The sequence below is a fragment of the Streptomyces fractus genome (genome assembly GCF_049844455.1).
Classification (GTDB): domain Bacteria; phylum Actinomycetota; class Actinomycetes; order Streptomycetales; family Streptomycetaceae; genus Streptomyces; species Streptomyces fractus.
Map to the genome: position 1 here is coordinate 7,088,827 of NZ_JBMYHI010000002.1, position 14,361 is coordinate 7,103,187.

Annotated in this window: 14 protein-coding genes, 1 rRNA gene and 1 pseudogene; 9 read left to right on the forward strand and 7 right to left on the reverse strand. The window is 68.4% G+C overall.

Going from position 1 to position 14,361, the window contains the following annotated elements:
- Positions 1–94 precede the first annotated feature (94 nt).
- From ACP4E5_RS34110 to ACP4E5_RS34120, 3 genes are all read right to left on the reverse strand, one after another.
- The gene (locus tag ACP4E5_RS34110) at positions 95–841 is read right to left on the reverse strand and encodes a transglycosylase SLT domain-containing protein (protein WP_425835515.1); all 747 of its coding nucleotides are present in this window, start codon (positions 839–841) and stop codon (positions 95–97) included.
- 322 nt (positions 842–1,163) lie between these two features.
- Positions 1,164–2,246 (reverse strand): S-adenosylmethionine:tRNA ribosyltransferase-isomerase, encoded by a 1,083-nt coding sequence (locus ACP4E5_RS34115; protein ID WP_425835517.1) that lies wholly within the window; start codon positions 2,244–2,246, stop codon positions 1,164–1,166.
- A complete protein-coding gene (locus ACP4E5_RS34120; protein WP_425835519.1) occupies positions 2,246–2,941 on the reverse strand; it encodes an SDR family NAD(P)-dependent oxidoreductase in 696 nt (231 codons plus the stop codon). The genes ACP4E5_RS34115 and ACP4E5_RS34120 overlap by 1 nt, the downstream gene beginning before the upstream one ends.
- A gap of 185 nt (positions 2,942–3,126) precedes the next feature.
- Between ACP4E5_RS34120 and ACP4E5_RS34125 the strand changes: the two genes are divergently transcribed.
- The 4 genes from ACP4E5_RS34125 to ACP4E5_RS34140 all read left to right on the forward strand — a co-directional run bounded on the left by ACP4E5_RS34125 (position 3,127) and on the right by ACP4E5_RS34140 (position 5,815).
- Positions 3,127–4,305, forward strand: coding sequence for a GAF domain-containing sensor histidine kinase (locus ACP4E5_RS34125; RefSeq protein ID WP_425835521.1), 1,179 nt, complete (start codon positions 3,127–3,129; stop codon positions 4,303–4,305).
- Positions 4,298–4,939 (forward strand): response regulator, encoded by a 642-nt coding sequence (locus ACP4E5_RS34130; protein WP_425835523.1) that lies wholly within the window; start codon positions 4,298–4,300, stop codon positions 4,937–4,939. The genes ACP4E5_RS34125 and ACP4E5_RS34130 overlap by 8 nt, the downstream gene beginning before the upstream one ends.
- A 148-nt stretch (positions 4,940–5,087) precedes the next feature.
- Entirely contained in the window at positions 5,088–5,333 is a 246-nt protein-coding gene (locus tag ACP4E5_RS34135) for a chaplin (protein WP_425835525.1), read from the forward strand.
- Between the two features lie 242 nt (positions 5,334–5,575).
- A complete protein-coding gene (locus ACP4E5_RS34140) occupies positions 5,576–5,815 on the forward strand; it encodes a chaplin (RefSeq protein ID WP_425835527.1) in 240 nt (79 codons plus the stop codon).
- A 79-nt stretch (positions 5,816–5,894) separates the two neighbouring features.
- On the opposite strand, the gene ACP4E5_RS34145 is transcribed toward ACP4E5_RS34140, so the two are convergent.
- On the reverse strand, positions 5,895–6,677 hold the full coding sequence (locus tag ACP4E5_RS34145; protein ID WP_425835529.1) for a hypothetical protein: 783 nt from the start codon (positions 6,675–6,677) through the stop codon (positions 5,895–5,897).
- 165 nt (positions 6,678–6,842) lie between these two features.
- Here ACP4E5_RS34145 and ACP4E5_RS34150 point away from each other — a divergent pair.
- The 3 genes and pseudogenes from ACP4E5_RS34150 to ACP4E5_RS34160 form a co-directional block, all read left to right on the forward strand.
- Positions 6,843–7,373: pseudogene (locus ACP4E5_RS34150) on the forward strand (ABC transporter ATP-binding protein); the annotation flags it as partial.
- A gap of 335 nt (positions 7,374–7,708) precedes the next feature.
- Positions 7,709–8,143, forward strand: coding sequence for an NfeD family protein (locus ACP4E5_RS34155; protein WP_425835531.1), 435 nt, complete (start codon positions 7,709–7,711; stop codon positions 8,141–8,143).
- A gap of 135 nt (positions 8,144–8,278) precedes the next feature.
- Positions 8,279–9,241, forward strand: a complete 963-nt coding sequence (locus ACP4E5_RS34160) for an SPFH domain-containing protein (protein WP_425835533.1) — start codon at positions 8,279–8,281, stop codon at positions 9,239–9,241.
- Positions 9,242–9,264: 23 nt separating this feature from the next.
- Here the strand turns inward: ACP4E5_RS34160 and ACP4E5_RS34165 are convergent, their stop codons facing one another.
- From ACP4E5_RS34165 to ACP4E5_RS34175, 3 genes are all read right to left on the reverse strand, one after another.
- On the reverse strand, positions 9,265–9,771 hold the full coding sequence (locus ACP4E5_RS34165) for an HNH endonuclease (protein ID WP_425835535.1): 507 nt from the start codon (positions 9,769–9,771) through the stop codon (positions 9,265–9,267).
- A gap of 156 nt (positions 9,772–9,927) precedes the next feature.
- On the reverse strand, positions 9,928–10,470 hold the full coding sequence (locus ACP4E5_RS34170) for a YbhB/YbcL family Raf kinase inhibitor-like protein (RefSeq protein WP_425835537.1): 543 nt from the start codon (positions 10,468–10,470) through the stop codon (positions 9,928–9,930).
- A 66-nt stretch (positions 10,471–10,536) separates the two neighbouring features.
- Positions 10,537–11,319: a sporulation protein gene (locus tag ACP4E5_RS34175; RefSeq protein ID WP_425835539.1), complete on the reverse strand. Its 783-nt coding sequence runs from the start codon at positions 11,317–11,319 to the stop codon at positions 10,537–10,539.
- Positions 11,320–11,434: 115 nt separating this feature from the next.
- Here ACP4E5_RS34175 and ACP4E5_RS34180 point away from each other — a divergent pair, with 115 nt between their 5' ends.
- On the forward strand, positions 11,435–12,076 hold the full coding sequence (locus ACP4E5_RS34180; RefSeq protein WP_425835541.1) for a DNA-3-methyladenine glycosylase: 642 nt from the start codon (positions 11,435–11,437) through the stop codon (positions 12,074–12,076).
- A 542-nt stretch (positions 12,077–12,618) separates the two neighbouring features.
- Positions 12,619–14,144, forward strand: a 16S ribosomal RNA gene (locus ACP4E5_RS34185).
- Positions 14,145–14,361: the final 217 nt, after the last annotated feature.

The window sequence follows — 14,361 nt, forward strand, 5'->3', positions numbered from 1 at the left end:
CGTAAGAAACACGAAGGGCGGCACCCAATGGGTGCCGCCCTTCGTGCCGTGGGGGTTCAGCGTGTGCCGGACCTGGAGGTCCCGACTACAGGAATCAGTACGCGCTGTCCACGTTGTCGATGGAGCCGTACTTGTCGGCCGCGTAGTTGGCCGCGGCCACGATGTTGGCGACCGGGTCGGTCAGGCTGTTGGCGGTGCCGGCGACGTGGTACGTGTCGAAGGTCGGCTGGATGACCTGCAGCAGACCCTTGGACGGCGTGCCGTTCTGCGCGTTCACGTCGGTGCCGTTGACCGCGTTCGGGTTGCCGCCGGACTCACGCATGATGTTGCGGTGCAGGCCGTCGTACGAACCGGGAATGCCCTTGGCCTTCATGATGGCGAGGGATTCCTTGATCCAGCCGTCCAGGTTGTTGGCGTAGACCGGCTTGCGGGCGGCGGCACGCGCGGCGGCCTGCTTGGCCTCGCGCTCCTTCTTCGCCTGCGCCTCGGCCCGAGCCTTGGCCTCCGCCTGCGCCTTCTGCTCGGCCTCGGCCTTCTTCTTGGCCTCGGCCTCCTTGCGGGCCTTCGCCTTCGCCTCGGCCTGCTTGGCCTTCTCGCTGGCGGCGGCCTGCTGGTCGGTGACGCTGGCGTGGACGTCCTTGATCTGCTTCGCACCGGCGTCGGTGGTGAACGCGACCGGGGCGGCGGAGACCGTCTCGTCCTTCGCCTGGGCCTGGGTGTCGTGGCCCGGAACCAGCGTCACCGCGAGGGCGGCGGCACCGAGAGCCGCGACACCGGCGAGCGAGAACTTGTGGGTGCGGGTCAGCTGACTATGGCCGGCGTTGGAGCTGTGCTTGGACATGAGACGGGGACCTCTCTAAGAACGGAAGTCGCTCGCGGATCCAGGGGACCGGATCAGTCGTGTTTACGACACGAACGCCGCGGGTAGGACCCCGCGGCGCCGAACAACGATGGACATTCTTAGCGGCCGCAAAATGCCGAGGCAAAGGTGTGACGTACGAAGCCGGGTAGTGGACCGGGGGCGTACAAAAAGGGACAGGAAGCCGATGTCCGACCTCCTGTCCCCGCGCCGCATCGGGACGTAGGTCCCTTACTCATCCACTAGGGACCTTCGTACGTGACGTGGGCCCTATGCGCGGCGTCACACGCACCCCCTCCCGAACTCACCGGCAGTTGCCACTGCAACGCACAGCGTGATGCCTCTCCTCCGGCAGGATGAGGTGCACGTCGCCGAACTCGTGCCACAGGTAGCGCCCCCTCAGCGCCTCCTCGTACGCACGGTCCACCGCGGCCCGCCCCGCCACCGCCTCCAGCATCAGAAGATGGGAGGCCTCCGGCTCGTGCAGCCCCGTCAGCAGCCCGTCCACCACCCGCACCCCGCGCTCGGGCGTCACGACGAGCTCCGTCCAGCCACGCGCCGCCCGTACGACCCCGTCGCCGTCGACGGCGGACTCGACGGCCCGCACGGCGGTGGTCCCCACGGCGATGACGTTCTGGCCCGCGGCCCTCGCGGCGTTGATCAGCCGGGCCGACGCCTCGGGCACCTCGAAACGCTCCGCATAAGGAGGCTCGTGCGACTCGACCGACGCCACCCCCGTATGCAGCGTGATCGGCGCGAACTGCACACCGCGGCTCACGAGCCGCGACACGATCGACTCCGTGAAGGGCCGCGCCGCACTCGGCATCTCCGCGCTGCCCGCCCCGGCGGCGTACGGCAGCGCGAACACCGTCTGGTACGCGGCCAGCGGCTGGTCCCGCTCCGTATAGGAGTAGCGGATGGGCCGCCCGCGCCGGCCGAGCAGCGCGGGCACGTCCCCGGCCACCCGCACCCACCACAGCCGCTCGCTCCCGGCCGCCAGGGGTTCCTCATAGGTGAGGCGTACGCCGCCGGGGAGCGCGACCACGGACCCCGCGGGCCCTCCCGCGCGCGGTCGCGTCGTGCCCCGGTCGTCCGGGTCCCGCAGCTCGACCGCCCAGCGCCCGTCGTCGCCGCGCGTCGAGAAATGCACGACCACGCGCGCGTGCCCCAGCCGTCCGTCCACGGCGGCCGCCAACGTAGGGGACGTGTTGACGACGAGCAGGTCCCCGGCGCGCAGCACGGACGGCAGCTCGGGGAAGCGGTGATGGGAGGCATAGGTGCCGCGCGACACCAGGAGGCGTACGGACGATCTGTCCAGGCCGGGCCCCCGCTGCTCGGCAGGGACCCGCGCCGACAGCTCCTCGGGCACCCGCAGCGCCAGCGCCATCACGCCTCCAGGAGGGACGGGGCCGAGTAGCGCCCGCTCGCGGGGCGCCGGTCCAGCAGGCTCAGGAAGGCGGGGACCACGTCCTCGGGGCGCGGCACCCCGCTCAGGTCCTCCTCCGGTTCGGCCGCCGCCAGCATGTCCGTCCGCATCCCGCCCGGATCGACCGCCCACACGCGCAGGCCCGGCTCCTCCACCCCGAGCACGGCCATGAGCTGGTCGAGGGCCGCCTTCGTCGACCCGTAACCGCCCCAGGTGGAGTACGCCTCCGTGGCCGCGTCCGAACTCATGCTGAGCACCGTGCCTGCCGGGGCCTCGCGCAGCAGCGGCAGCGCCTCCTGGAGCAGGCCGAGCGGTGCCACCACATTGACCTCGAGCGCCGCCCTGAAGTCGTCCAGCGAGTGACGGTCGAGCGGCACCAGGGGCGCCGCGCCCAGCACCCCCGCGTTGTTCACCAGCAGATCGAGCCCGCCCAGCTCCCACGCCGCGGCGATCAGCTCCACCCTGTGCCCGCCGTCCGCGACATCGCCCGGCACGGCCGTCACCGTCCCGCCGTGCCCCCGCAACCGCTCCGCGACCTCCTCCAGCGGCCCGGCGGAGCGCGCGTCCAGGACCAGATCCCAACCCCGCTCGGCCAGCGCCGTCGCGAGCGCCCTCCCGAACCCCCGCGAAGCCCCCGTGATGATCGCTACCGTCATGACAACCGTCCCCTTGCGTACGTCATCCGTTGTGCGTCGTGTCCTCAACGTAGGAACGCGGCGGCCCTCGGCACCTCGTACGCGAGCAGCAACAACGCAGGGCCCTTCGCCCTACGCCGACCGACCTAGGCGCGGGGCGCCATCGGTCCGATCCGGCTGTCACACCCCGCCGGTACGGTGAGGACATGAGTCAGGGTCCACGTACAGGCTTGGCCGCGGTGAGCGCCGCGCTCCTCGCCATGAGCAGGCATCTCGAGGTGCGCGACGTCCTCAAGACGATCGTCGCCTCGGCCCGCGAGCTGCTCGACGCCGAGTACGCGGCGCTCGGCGTGCCCGACGACCACGGCGGCTTCGCCCAGTTCGTCGTCGACGGCGTCAGCGAGGAGCAGTGGAAGGCCATCGGCCCGCTGCCGCGCCAGCACGGCATCCTCGCCGCGATGCTGCGCGAGGCGAAGACCGAGCGCCTCGCCGACGTCCGCAAGGACCCCCGCTTCGAGGGCTGGCCCTCCGCCCACCCCGACATGTCCGACTTCCTCGGCCTGCCCATCAAGGACGGCGAGGAGACCATCGGCGCGCTCTTCCTGGCAAACAAGCTGCGTTCTGTGGGGGGACACCCCCCACACCCCCCGAGCCCGAAGCCGGAAGGCGGTTGCGGCTTCACGCAGGACGACGAGGAGCTGCTCGGGATCCTCGCCCAGCACGCGGCCATCGCGCTCACGAACGCCCGCCTGTACGAGCGCAGCCGCGAGCTCACCATCGCCGAGGAGCGCTCCCGGATCGCCCACGAGCTGCACGACGCGGTGAGCCAGAAGCTCTTCTCGTTGCGCCTGACCGCGCAGGCCGCCGCGACCCTGATGGACCGTGACCCACAGCGCGCCAAGGGGGAGTTGGCGCACGTGGCGGAGCTCGCGGCACAGGCAGTGGACGAACTGCGCGCCGCCGTCGTCGAGTTGCGCCCCGCGGCGCTCGACGACGACGGCCTGATGGCCACCCTCCGCACCCAGATCCAGGTGCTCGACCGCGCCCACTCGGCGCATGTCACCTTCACCACCAGCGGCATAAAAGCGCTGCCCGCGGCCCAGGAGGAGGCGATGCTGCGCGTCGCCCAGGAGGCGCTGCACAACGCGCTGCGCCACTCCGGCGCGGAGAAGGTGCGGGTCACGCTCGACAAGCACGGCCAGGGCGCCGTGCTGCGGGTCATCGACGACGGAGCGGGCTTCGACCCCAAGGCGATCCGCAGCGCGGGCCGCCACCTGGGCCTCGTCTCCATGCGCGACCGGTCGAGCGGGGTCGGCGGCAGGCTCACAGTGGAATCGGAGCCCGGCAAGGGCACCACGATCGAGATGGAGGTCCCCGGTGGCTGACCCGATCAAGGTACTGCTGGTCGACGATCACCAGGTCGTCCGCCGGGGCCTGCGCACCTTCCTGGAGGTACAGGGCGACATCGAGGTCGTCGGCGAGGCCGCGGACGGCGCCGAAGGAGTCGCCCGCGCCGAGGAGTTGAAGCCCGACGTCGTGCTGATGGACGTCAAGATGCCGGTCATGGACGGAGTCGACGCCCTGCGCCGGCTCCGCGAACTCGCCAACCCCGCCAAGGTGTTGATCGTCACCAGCTTCACGGAGCAGCGCACCGTCGTCCCCGCCCTGCGCGCCGGAGCCGCCGGTTACGTCTACAAGGACGTCGACCCGGACGCCCTGGCAGGCGCCATCCGTTCCGTCCACGCGGGCCACATCCTGCTGCAACCCGAGGTGGCGGGCGCCCTGTTGTCCCAGGAGGAGACCAACAACGGGCAGGGGAGGGGCGGTTCCCTCACGGAACGCGAGCGCGAGGTGCTCGGCCTGATCGCCGACGGCCGCTCGAACCGGGAGATCGCCCGCGCCCTCGTCCTCTCCGAGAAGACGGTGAAGACCCATGTCTCGAACATCCTGATGAAGCTCGATCTGGCGGACCGTACGCAGGCCGCCCTGTGGGCCGTGCGGCACGGCGCCGCGGGCTGAGACGGCAACTCGGAGCGTCGCACTCCGTTCTGGAATTCATACCGTCGTGTAGATGTCCCTCGGACGGCGTATCTCTTTCGATGGTGCCGCGTTCTCCAATGCGTGCCGCGGCGGTCATGCCGCGGCGACCGCTTAGGAGGATCCAGAAGTGAAGAACCTGAAGAAGGCCGCGGCCGTCACCCTCGTGGCCGGCGGCCTTGTCGCCGCCGGTGCGGGACTCGCCTCCGCCACCGACGGCGCGCACGCCCACGGTCACGCCGTGAAGTCCCCGGGCGTCGGCTCGGGCAACCTGATCCAGGCCCCGATCCACGTTCCGGTGAACGCCGTGGGCAACACCGCCACGGTGATCGGCGGCCTCAACCCGGCGTTCGCGAACGACGGCTACAACGGCTGACGCGTGCTCAGGCTTCGCCGGCCCCCGGGGTGTTCCCCGCGGGGCCGGTCCGCTTTCCTGGGGACACGTCCTTCCCGGGGGGCGCGTCTCCTGTTCGATAGCGCGGCTGGTCGATTCGTCGGCCTATTGATCCAATCGGGCGGATCAGGTGTTCGTCCCGTGACCGCGCCGCGCCCCGCGCGTTTCCCATCGTGCGACCCCGCGGCTGGGGTCGGACCGCAATATCTGGAGGAACGCTTCTCATGAACATCGCCAAGAAGGCCGCCCTGGCCGTCGCCGTCGCCGGCATCGCCGCGGGTGCCTCCGCCGGCGCCGCCTTCGCCGACTCGAACGCCGACGGCGTGGCCGCGAACTCCCCGGGCGTCGGCTCGGGCAACAACGTCGGCGTTCCGGTTCACGTCCCGGTCAACGTCGACGGCAACTCCGTCAACGTCATCGGTCTGCTGAACCCGGCGTTCGGCAACTCCGCGGCGAACAAGTAAGGTTCGCTGCCCCCGAGGCACAGGAAGGCCCCCACGGACCCGGTCCGTGGGGGCCTTCCTCCTTCCCCGGCCCCGGTCCTCAGCCCCGCTCCCGCTCCTCCACGAACGCGTTGTACGCGGCCACCTGCGCGCGCCGGGCCGTCCGCTCCACCGGGCGCAACGCCAGCGCCCGCGCCCCCATCTCCGAAGCGCTCACCGCGCCCCCGTGCCCGCTCTCGTACGCCACGGAGATCAGCAGCCCCACCCGCTGCGCCAGCTCGAGCACCCGCACGGCCCGCCCCGGATACCCCGGCGCCAGCGCCTCGCGCCCCCGCTCGGCCCGCGCCCGGTACGCGTCCACGGCGGCCTCGGACACCGGCCCCGACCCGGCCACGTCGAGCCGCGTCAGCACCTCGGTGGCATCCCGCAGCGCCTCCGCCAGCTCCCGCTCGGCCTCGCCGAGCGAGGGGACATCCGCCGGCGGCGCCTCCCGCACCGCCAGGCAGTGCCACATCACCTGGAGGTGCGCGTCGCCCTCGGGACCGACCTCGTAGACCTCGGGTACGAGCCCGAGGGCGGCGCCGTGGCAGACCACCGCCTCCTCGGCCTCCAGGGCCCGCGCGTTGAACTCCGGCGGCCCGCTGAGCCCCAGCGGATGGCCCGGCGCGGGCAGCGCCACGCGCAGGCCGCCGACGCCGAGTGTCCGCAGGCGGCCGAGCGCCAGCGTCAGGCCGACGGGCCCGTCCTCGCCCGGAAGCCCCGCCACGCGGTGCGATGTGTCCTCGCCGACAATCGCGAGCGCCGCGTCATCGGGCGCGACAAATCCACCAAGAAGGGCATTTCCCCAGGCTGCGAGGCGTCCGGAGCGTGGTTCAGTGAGCATGCGCCCCACCTTAGAAGCCCGCAAAGCCGCCAAAAGCCCGACCGATGGAATGGACCGCTGGGGCGGTGGCGTAGGTTTTCCTTGGGGGCCGCGCCGAGCAGGAACTATGCGAAGGCATGACGGACGCGGCGAACAGTCGAGACTGCAATGGGAGACAACGCGCTCATGAGCGATGTACTGGAGCTGGAGGACGTATCCGTGGTCCGCGAGGGCCGGGCTCTGGTGGACCAGGTCTCCTGGTCGGTGAAGGAGGGGGAGCGCTGGGTCATCCTCGGGCCGAACGGCGCGGGCAAGACCACCCTCCTGAACGTCGCCTCGAGCTACCTCTACCCGAGCACCGGCACCGCCACGATCCTCGGTGAGACCCTCGGCAAGCCCGGGACGGACGTCTTCGAACTGCGCCCGCGCATCGGCGTCGCCGGTATCGCGCTCGCCGACAAGCTGCCCAAGCGGCAGACCGTCCTGCAGACCGTGCTCACCGCCGCGTACGGCATGACGGCCGGCTGGCAGGAGGAGTACGAGGACATGGACGAGCGGCGCGCCCGCGCGTTCCTCGACCGCCTCGGCATGAGCGAGTACCTGGACCGCAAGTTCGGGACGCTCTCCGAAGGAGAGCGCAAGCGCACGCTGATCGCCCGCGCCCTGATGACCGACCCCGAGCTGCTGCTCCTCGACGAGCCGGCCGCGGGCCTCGACCTCGGCGGCCGCGAGGACCTGGTGCGCCGCCTCGGCCGCCTCGCCCGCGACCCGATCGCCCCCTCGATGATCATGGTGACGCACCACGTCGAGGAGATCGCCCCCGGCTTCACGCACGTCCTGATGATCCGCCAGGGCCGGATCCTCGCCGCGGGCCCGATCGAGCTCGAACTCACCTCCCGCAACCTCTCCAAGTGCTTCGGCCTCCCGCTGGTCGTCGAGGAGAACAACGGCCGCTGGACCGCCACCGGCCTGCCCCTGAGCTGACCCTCCCGGACGCCGCGCGGGCCGGACGGCCCCTGTCCGCGCGGCAGTTGCGGATCTACCATGGCCGTGTGGCAGACATCGACGCATGGGTGTGGTGGCTGATCGGGGCGGCCGCACTCGGAATCCCGCTCGTCATCACCGCCATGCCCGAGCTCGGCATGCTGGCCGTCGGCGCTGTCGCTGGCGCCGTCACGGCGGGCATGGGCGGTGGTGTCGTCCTCCAAGTGATCGTCTTCGCGATCGTCTCGTGCGCGCTCATCGCGGTCGTACGCCCTGTGGCCAACCGGCACCGCGCCCAGAAACCCGAACTGGCGACGGGCATCGAGGCGTTGAAGGGCAAGCAGGCCGTCGTCGTCGAGCGCGTCGACGGACAGGAGGGCGGCCGGATCAAACTGGGCGGCGAGATCTGGTCCGCCCGCTCCCTCGACATGGAGGCGGCCTTCGAGCCGGGCCGCCAGGTCGACGTGGTCGAGATCGAGGGGGCCACGGCGATCGTCATGTGAACCGATATGTGGCCCGAACCAGCCCCGCCACGTGGGCAGTTCTGACACACTCGACGCGCAAGACCTCATGATCTTCCGGCGCGCCGGCGCCGGGACCACGACGGTACGAACGGTACGAGGGGCACGGGAGACTCGATGTCAGCGATCATCATCGTCCTGATCATTCTGGTGGTGTTGGTCTTCATCGCGCTGATCAAGACCATCCAGGTCATCCCGCAGGCCAGCGCCGCCATCGTCGAGCGCTTCGGCCGCTACACGCGCACGCTGAACGCGGGCCTGAACATCGTCGTCCCGTTCATCGACTCGATCCGCAACCGCATCGACCTCCGCGAGCAGGTCGTGCCGTTCCCGCCGCAGCCGGTGATCACCCAGGACAACCTGGTCGTCAACATCGACACCGTCATCTACTACCAGGTGACCGACGCGAGGGCGGCCACGTACGAGGTCGCCAGTTACATCCAGGCCATCGAGCAGCTCACGGTCACCACCCTGCGAAACATCATCGGTGGCATGGACCTGGAGCGGACCCTGACCTCCCGCGAGGAGATCAACGCGGCGCTGCGCGGCGTCCTCGACGAGGCCACCGGCAAGTGGGGCATCCGCGTCAACCGCGTCGAGCTCAAGGCGATCGAGCCGCCCACCTCCATCCAGGACTCGATGGAGAAGCAGATGCGCGCCGACCGTGACAAGCGCGCCGCGATCCTCACGGCGGAAGGCATCCGTCAGTCCCAGATCCTCACCGCCGAAGGTGAGAAGCAGTCCGCGATCCTGCGCGCCGAAGGTGAGGCGAAGGCCGCGGCCCTGCGCGCCGAGGGCGAGGCCCAGGCCATCCGTACGGTCTTCGAGTCCATCCACGCCGGAGACCCGGACCAGAAGCTGCTCTCGTACCAGTACCTGCAGATGCTCCCGAAGATCGCCGAGGGCGACGCCAACAAGCTGTGGATCGTCCCCAGCGAGATCGGCGACGCCCTCAAGGGCCTCTCGGGCGCGTTCGGCAACTTCGGCGGCGCCATGCCGGGCGGCGGCAGCGACGCGAAGACGCCGCCGGTGATGCCGACGCCGCCCCAGCCGCGCCGCGAACAGCCGCCGATCGACTAGATCGACCAGCTCCTCGCACGTCCCTACGCGGCGGTCTGCGCCAGCCAGTCCGGCAGCCCGGCCCGCCCGCCGGCCCCCAGCGACAGCAGCATCGCGTCGGCGGGGGTCGGCTCGAACGGCTGCCGCAGCAGCGGCATCCCCGCCTGCTCGGGCGTCCGGTTCGCCTTGCGGTGATTGTCGGCGGCGCAGGACGCGACCGTGTTCAACCACGAATCAGCACCGCCGTGCGACCGCGGCACCACGTGGTCGACGGTCGTCGCCCGCTTGCCGCAGTACGCGCACCGGTGCTGATCCCGTACGAGCACGCCCCGCCTGGACCACGGCGCACGTCTTCGGAACGGCACCCGGACATACCTGCACAGCCTGATCACCCGGGGCACGGGGATGTCGATCGCGGCACCGCGCACGCGCAGCTCGGGGTGGACCTGCTCGACGACGGCCTTGTCCTGCAACACCAGGACGACGGCTCGATTGAGCGTCACCGTGGAGAGCGGCTCGAAGCTCGCGTTCAGCACCAGTGTGTCCCGCACCCTGCCCACCTCCCGTACGCAGCGGATCACCCCTCGGCGTCCGTGCGTCAACTCTGGCCGGGCCCGCCGAGATGGACAACGCAATAAAAAGTGCCTGCCCCTGATCAATTCCATGACCAGAGGCAGGCAAACGTTCAGTGAACGCTGGAGAGCGGATCAGCCCTCGGCAGGTGCCCCGTACTCGGCGATGACCTGGGCCCGAGCGATCGTGTGGAACCGCAGGTTGAACCCGACGAAGGCCGGCGTCGCGTCGGAGTCCGGGCCGAGCTTCTCCTGATCCACCGCGTACACGGTGAACACGTAACGGTGGGCGGGGTCCCCGGGAGGCGGCGCGGCACCCCCGAACTCCTTCGTCCCGTAGTCGTTGCGCACCTGCACGGCGCCCTCGGGAAGCCCGTCGAACTTGCCGCTGCCCGCGCCCACCGGCAGCTCGGTCACCGAGGCCGGGATGTCGAACACGCTCCAGTGCCAGAACCCGCTGCCGGTCGGCGCGTCCGGGTCGAAGCAGGACACGGCGAAGCTTTTGGTCTCCGCCGGGAAGCCCTCCCAGCGCAGGTGCGGCGACGTGTTCCCCGCCGCGTACACCTGCGCGTCGTCCAGCGTCCCGCCCGGCTCGAAGTCCTGGCTCACGACGGTGAACGACGGCACCTGCGGATGAAAGTCATGAGGAAGCGAGGCCCTCTGGGGCTGCTCGGTCACAACGACACCTCCTGGATCTACGGAAACAGTGGTTCCACAGAGCCTGTCGACCCTGCTCCTGAAACCCTAGAACCAGTTCCTCTTGCTGCCGACCTCGGACAGCCACTGGTGCAGATACCCCGACCAGTCCGTGCCCTGGAAGTCGTGGTGCCCGACGACGAACGACCGGAACGTGTCACTGCCCTCACTGAAGAGGCCCGGCTTCTTGTCCATCTCCAGTACGACGTCCATCTCCCGGTCGTCGGCCACGAAGCTCAACTCCACCTGGTTGAGCCCCCGGTACTGCTGCGGCGGGTGGAACTCGATCTCCTGGTAGAACGGCAGCTTCTGCCGCGTCCCCCGGATGTGCCCGCGCTCCATGTCCGCGCTCTTGAACCGGAAGCCGAGCCGGATGAAGGCGTCGAGAAGCGCCTGCTGGGACGGCAGCGGGTGCACATTGATCGGGTCGAGGTCGCTCGAGTCGATGGCCCGGGCGATCTCCAGCTCGGTCGTCACCCCGATGTTCATGCCGCGCAGCTGCTGCCCGTCGATCGTCGTGACCGGCGTCTCCCACGGGATCTCGAGCCCGAACGGAACGGCGTGCACGGCCTGCGCCTTCAGCTCGAACGCGCCCCCGAGCCGCACCTTGGTGAACTCGATGTTCTGCTTCGTCTCCGTGTCGTTGCCCTCGACCTCGACCCGCGCCTGAAGACCGACGGAAAGCCCCTCGATCTCCTGGTCGACGGACCCGCCCTGGATCCGCACCTCACCCTGAACGACACCACCGGGCACGACATTGACCTCGGTGAGCACCGTCTCCACGGACGCCCCGCCCGCACCCAGACTCGCCAACAGCCGCTTGAACCCCATGCCTCGATCTCCTCCGTGTGCGAATCACTGCAGATACTGCTGACTACAAACGCGGGACACCGACGCCCGGTTCCGCGAGCGCCCGTCCCGCCCCGCTCCACTACCCTCGGAGGGCATGATCACGGCCCCTGACCGTACGCCCCTCGCACGCGAGTTCTTCGATCGACCTGTCCTGGAAGTCGCCCCCGACCTCCTCGGGCGCACGCTGGTCCGGCACACCCCCGACGGGCCCATCGAACTCCGCCTCACAGAGGTCGAGGCCTACGACGGGGCGGACGACCCCGGCTCCCATGCCTACCGAGGGCAGACCGCGCGCAACAGCGTGATGTTCGGCCGCCCCGGCCACGTGTACGTCTACTTCACCTACGGCATGTGGCACTGCATGAACCTGGTCTGCGGAGAGGAGGGCAGGGCGAGCGCCGTACTGCTCCGCGCCGGCGAGATCACCGCAGGCGTCGAACTGGCCCGCAAGCGACGACTATCGGCCCGACATGACAAGGAACTGGCCAAAGGCCCGGCCCGCATGGCCACGGCCCTCGGCGTGGACCGCTCCCTGGACGGCACGGACGCCTGCGCCCGCACGGACTCCCCACTGACGGTCCTGCACGGCACCCCGGTACCCACTGACCAGGTACGCAACGGCCCACGCACAGGGGTGTCCGGCGAGGGCGGCGTCCACCCGTGGCGCTTCTGGATCGCCAACGACCCGACGGTGAGCCCTTATCGGGCCCATACGCCGCGCCGCCGCTCAACTTGACGCGCCCCTACGGGATCCGTAATGTGGCCTGAGCCGCTGAAGCCGGATCTGGCGCTCAGCCAACCACCGGAAGCGGCCAAACCACTCATTACGACTTCCCTCGGCGGGGTCCTTTCGGCGTGCTCGCATGCCGCAATTCGAACCCGCGAAACTCGATTATGAGTTGCCGGAAGATTCGGCTAATGTGGTGGACACGCCGAAAGGCAAAGGCCCTCCAACGGCCACCGGAAATGAAATCCGAACCGGAAACGGAACGGAAAACGGATCTGGTAAGGTTGGAAACACGCAGTAACACTGCAAAGAAGTACCGAAGGGAAGCGCCCGGAGGAAAGCCCGAGAGGGTGAGTACAAAGGAAGCGTCCGTTCCTTGAGAACTCAACAGCGTGCCAAAAATCAACGCCAGATATGTTGATACCCCGTCTCCAGCGTCTGCTGGGGATGAGGTTCCTTTGTAAAAAAACACAGCGAGGACGCTGTGAACGGTCGGATTATTCCTCCGACTGTTCCGCTCTCGTGTGTGTCGCCCCGATCACGGGGAAACATTCACGGAGAGTTTGATCCTGGCTCAGGACGAACGCTGGCGGCGTGCTTAACACATGCAAGTCGAACGATGAAGCCCTTCGGGGTGGATTAGTGGCGAACGGGTGAGTAACACGTGGGCAATCTGCCCTTCACTCTGGGACAAGCCTTGGAAACGAGGTCTAATACCGGATAACACTCCTGTCCTCCTGGATGGGGGTTAAAAGCTCCGGCGGTGAAGGATGAGCCCGCGGCCTATCAGCTTGTTGGTGAGGTAATGGCTCACCAAGGCGACGACGGGTAGCCGGCCTGAGAGGGCGACCGGCCACACTGGGACTGAGACACGGCCCAGACTCCTACGGGAGGCAGCAGTGGGGAATATTGCACAATGGGCGAAAGCCTGATGCAGCGACGCCGCGTGAGGGATGACGGCCTTCGGGTTGTAAACCTCTTTCAGCAGGGAAGAAGCGAAAGTGACGGTACCTGCAGAAGAAGCGCCGGCTAACTACGTGCCAGCAGCCGCGGTAATACGTAGGGCGCAAGCGTTGTCCGGAATTATTGGGCGTAAAGAGCTCGTAGGCGGCTTGTCACGTCGATTGTGAAAGCTCGGGGCTTAACCCCGAGTCTGCAGTCGATACGGGCTAGCTAGAGTGTGGTAGGGGAGATCGGAATTCCTGGTGTAGCGGTGAAATGCGCAGATATCAGGAGGAACACCGGTGGCGAAGGCGGATCTCTGGGCCATTACTGACGCTGAGGAGCGAAAGCGTGGGGAGCGAACAGGATTAGATACCCTGGTAGTCCACGCCGTAAACGGTGGGCACTAGGTGTGGGCAACATTCCACGTTGTCCGCGCCGCAGCTAACGCATTAAGTGCCCCGCCTGGGGAGTACGGCCGCAAGGCTAAAACTCAAAGGAATTGACGGGGGCCCGCACAAGCAGCGGAGCATGTGGCTTAATTCGACGCAACGCGAAGAACCTTACCAAGGCTTGACATACACCGGAAACGTCCAGAGATGGGCGCCCCCTTGTGGTCGGTGTACAGGTGGTGCATGGCTGTCGTCAGCTCGTGTCGTGAGATGTTGGGTTAAGTCCCGCAACGAGCGCAACCCTTGTTCTGTGTTGCCAGCATGCCCTTCGGGGTGATGGGGACTCACAGGAGACCGCCGGGGTCAACTCGGAGGAAGGTGGGGACGACGTCAAGTCATCATGCCCCTTATGTCTTGGGCTGCACACGTGCTACAATGGCCGATACAATGAGCTGCGATACCGCAAGGTGGAGCGAATCTCAAAAAGTCGGTCTCAGTTCGGATTGGGGTCTGCAACTCGACCCCATGAAGTTGGAGTTGCTAGTAATCGCAGATCAGCATTGCTGCGGTGAATACGTTCCCGGGCCTTGTACACACCGCCCGTCACGTCACGAAAGTCGGTAACACCCGAAGCCGGTGGCCCAACCCCTTGTGGGAGGGAGCTGTCGAAGGTGGGACTGGCGATTGGGACGAAGTCGTAACAAGGTAGCCGTACCGGAAGGTGCGGCTGGATCACCTCCTTTCTAAGGAGCATCTAGGCCGCCGGGCTTGCCCGGTGGTCCAGGGCCATTACGTCGGCACACGTTCGACGGTGGTTGCTCATGGGTGGAACGTTGATTATTCGGCACGATTGGTTGGCTTCGCTAGTACTGCTTCGGCGTGGAACGTGTGAGTGAACTGGTCGGGCCGGGCACGCTGTTGGGTGTCTGAGGGTACGGATTTGATCCCGACCTCGATGCC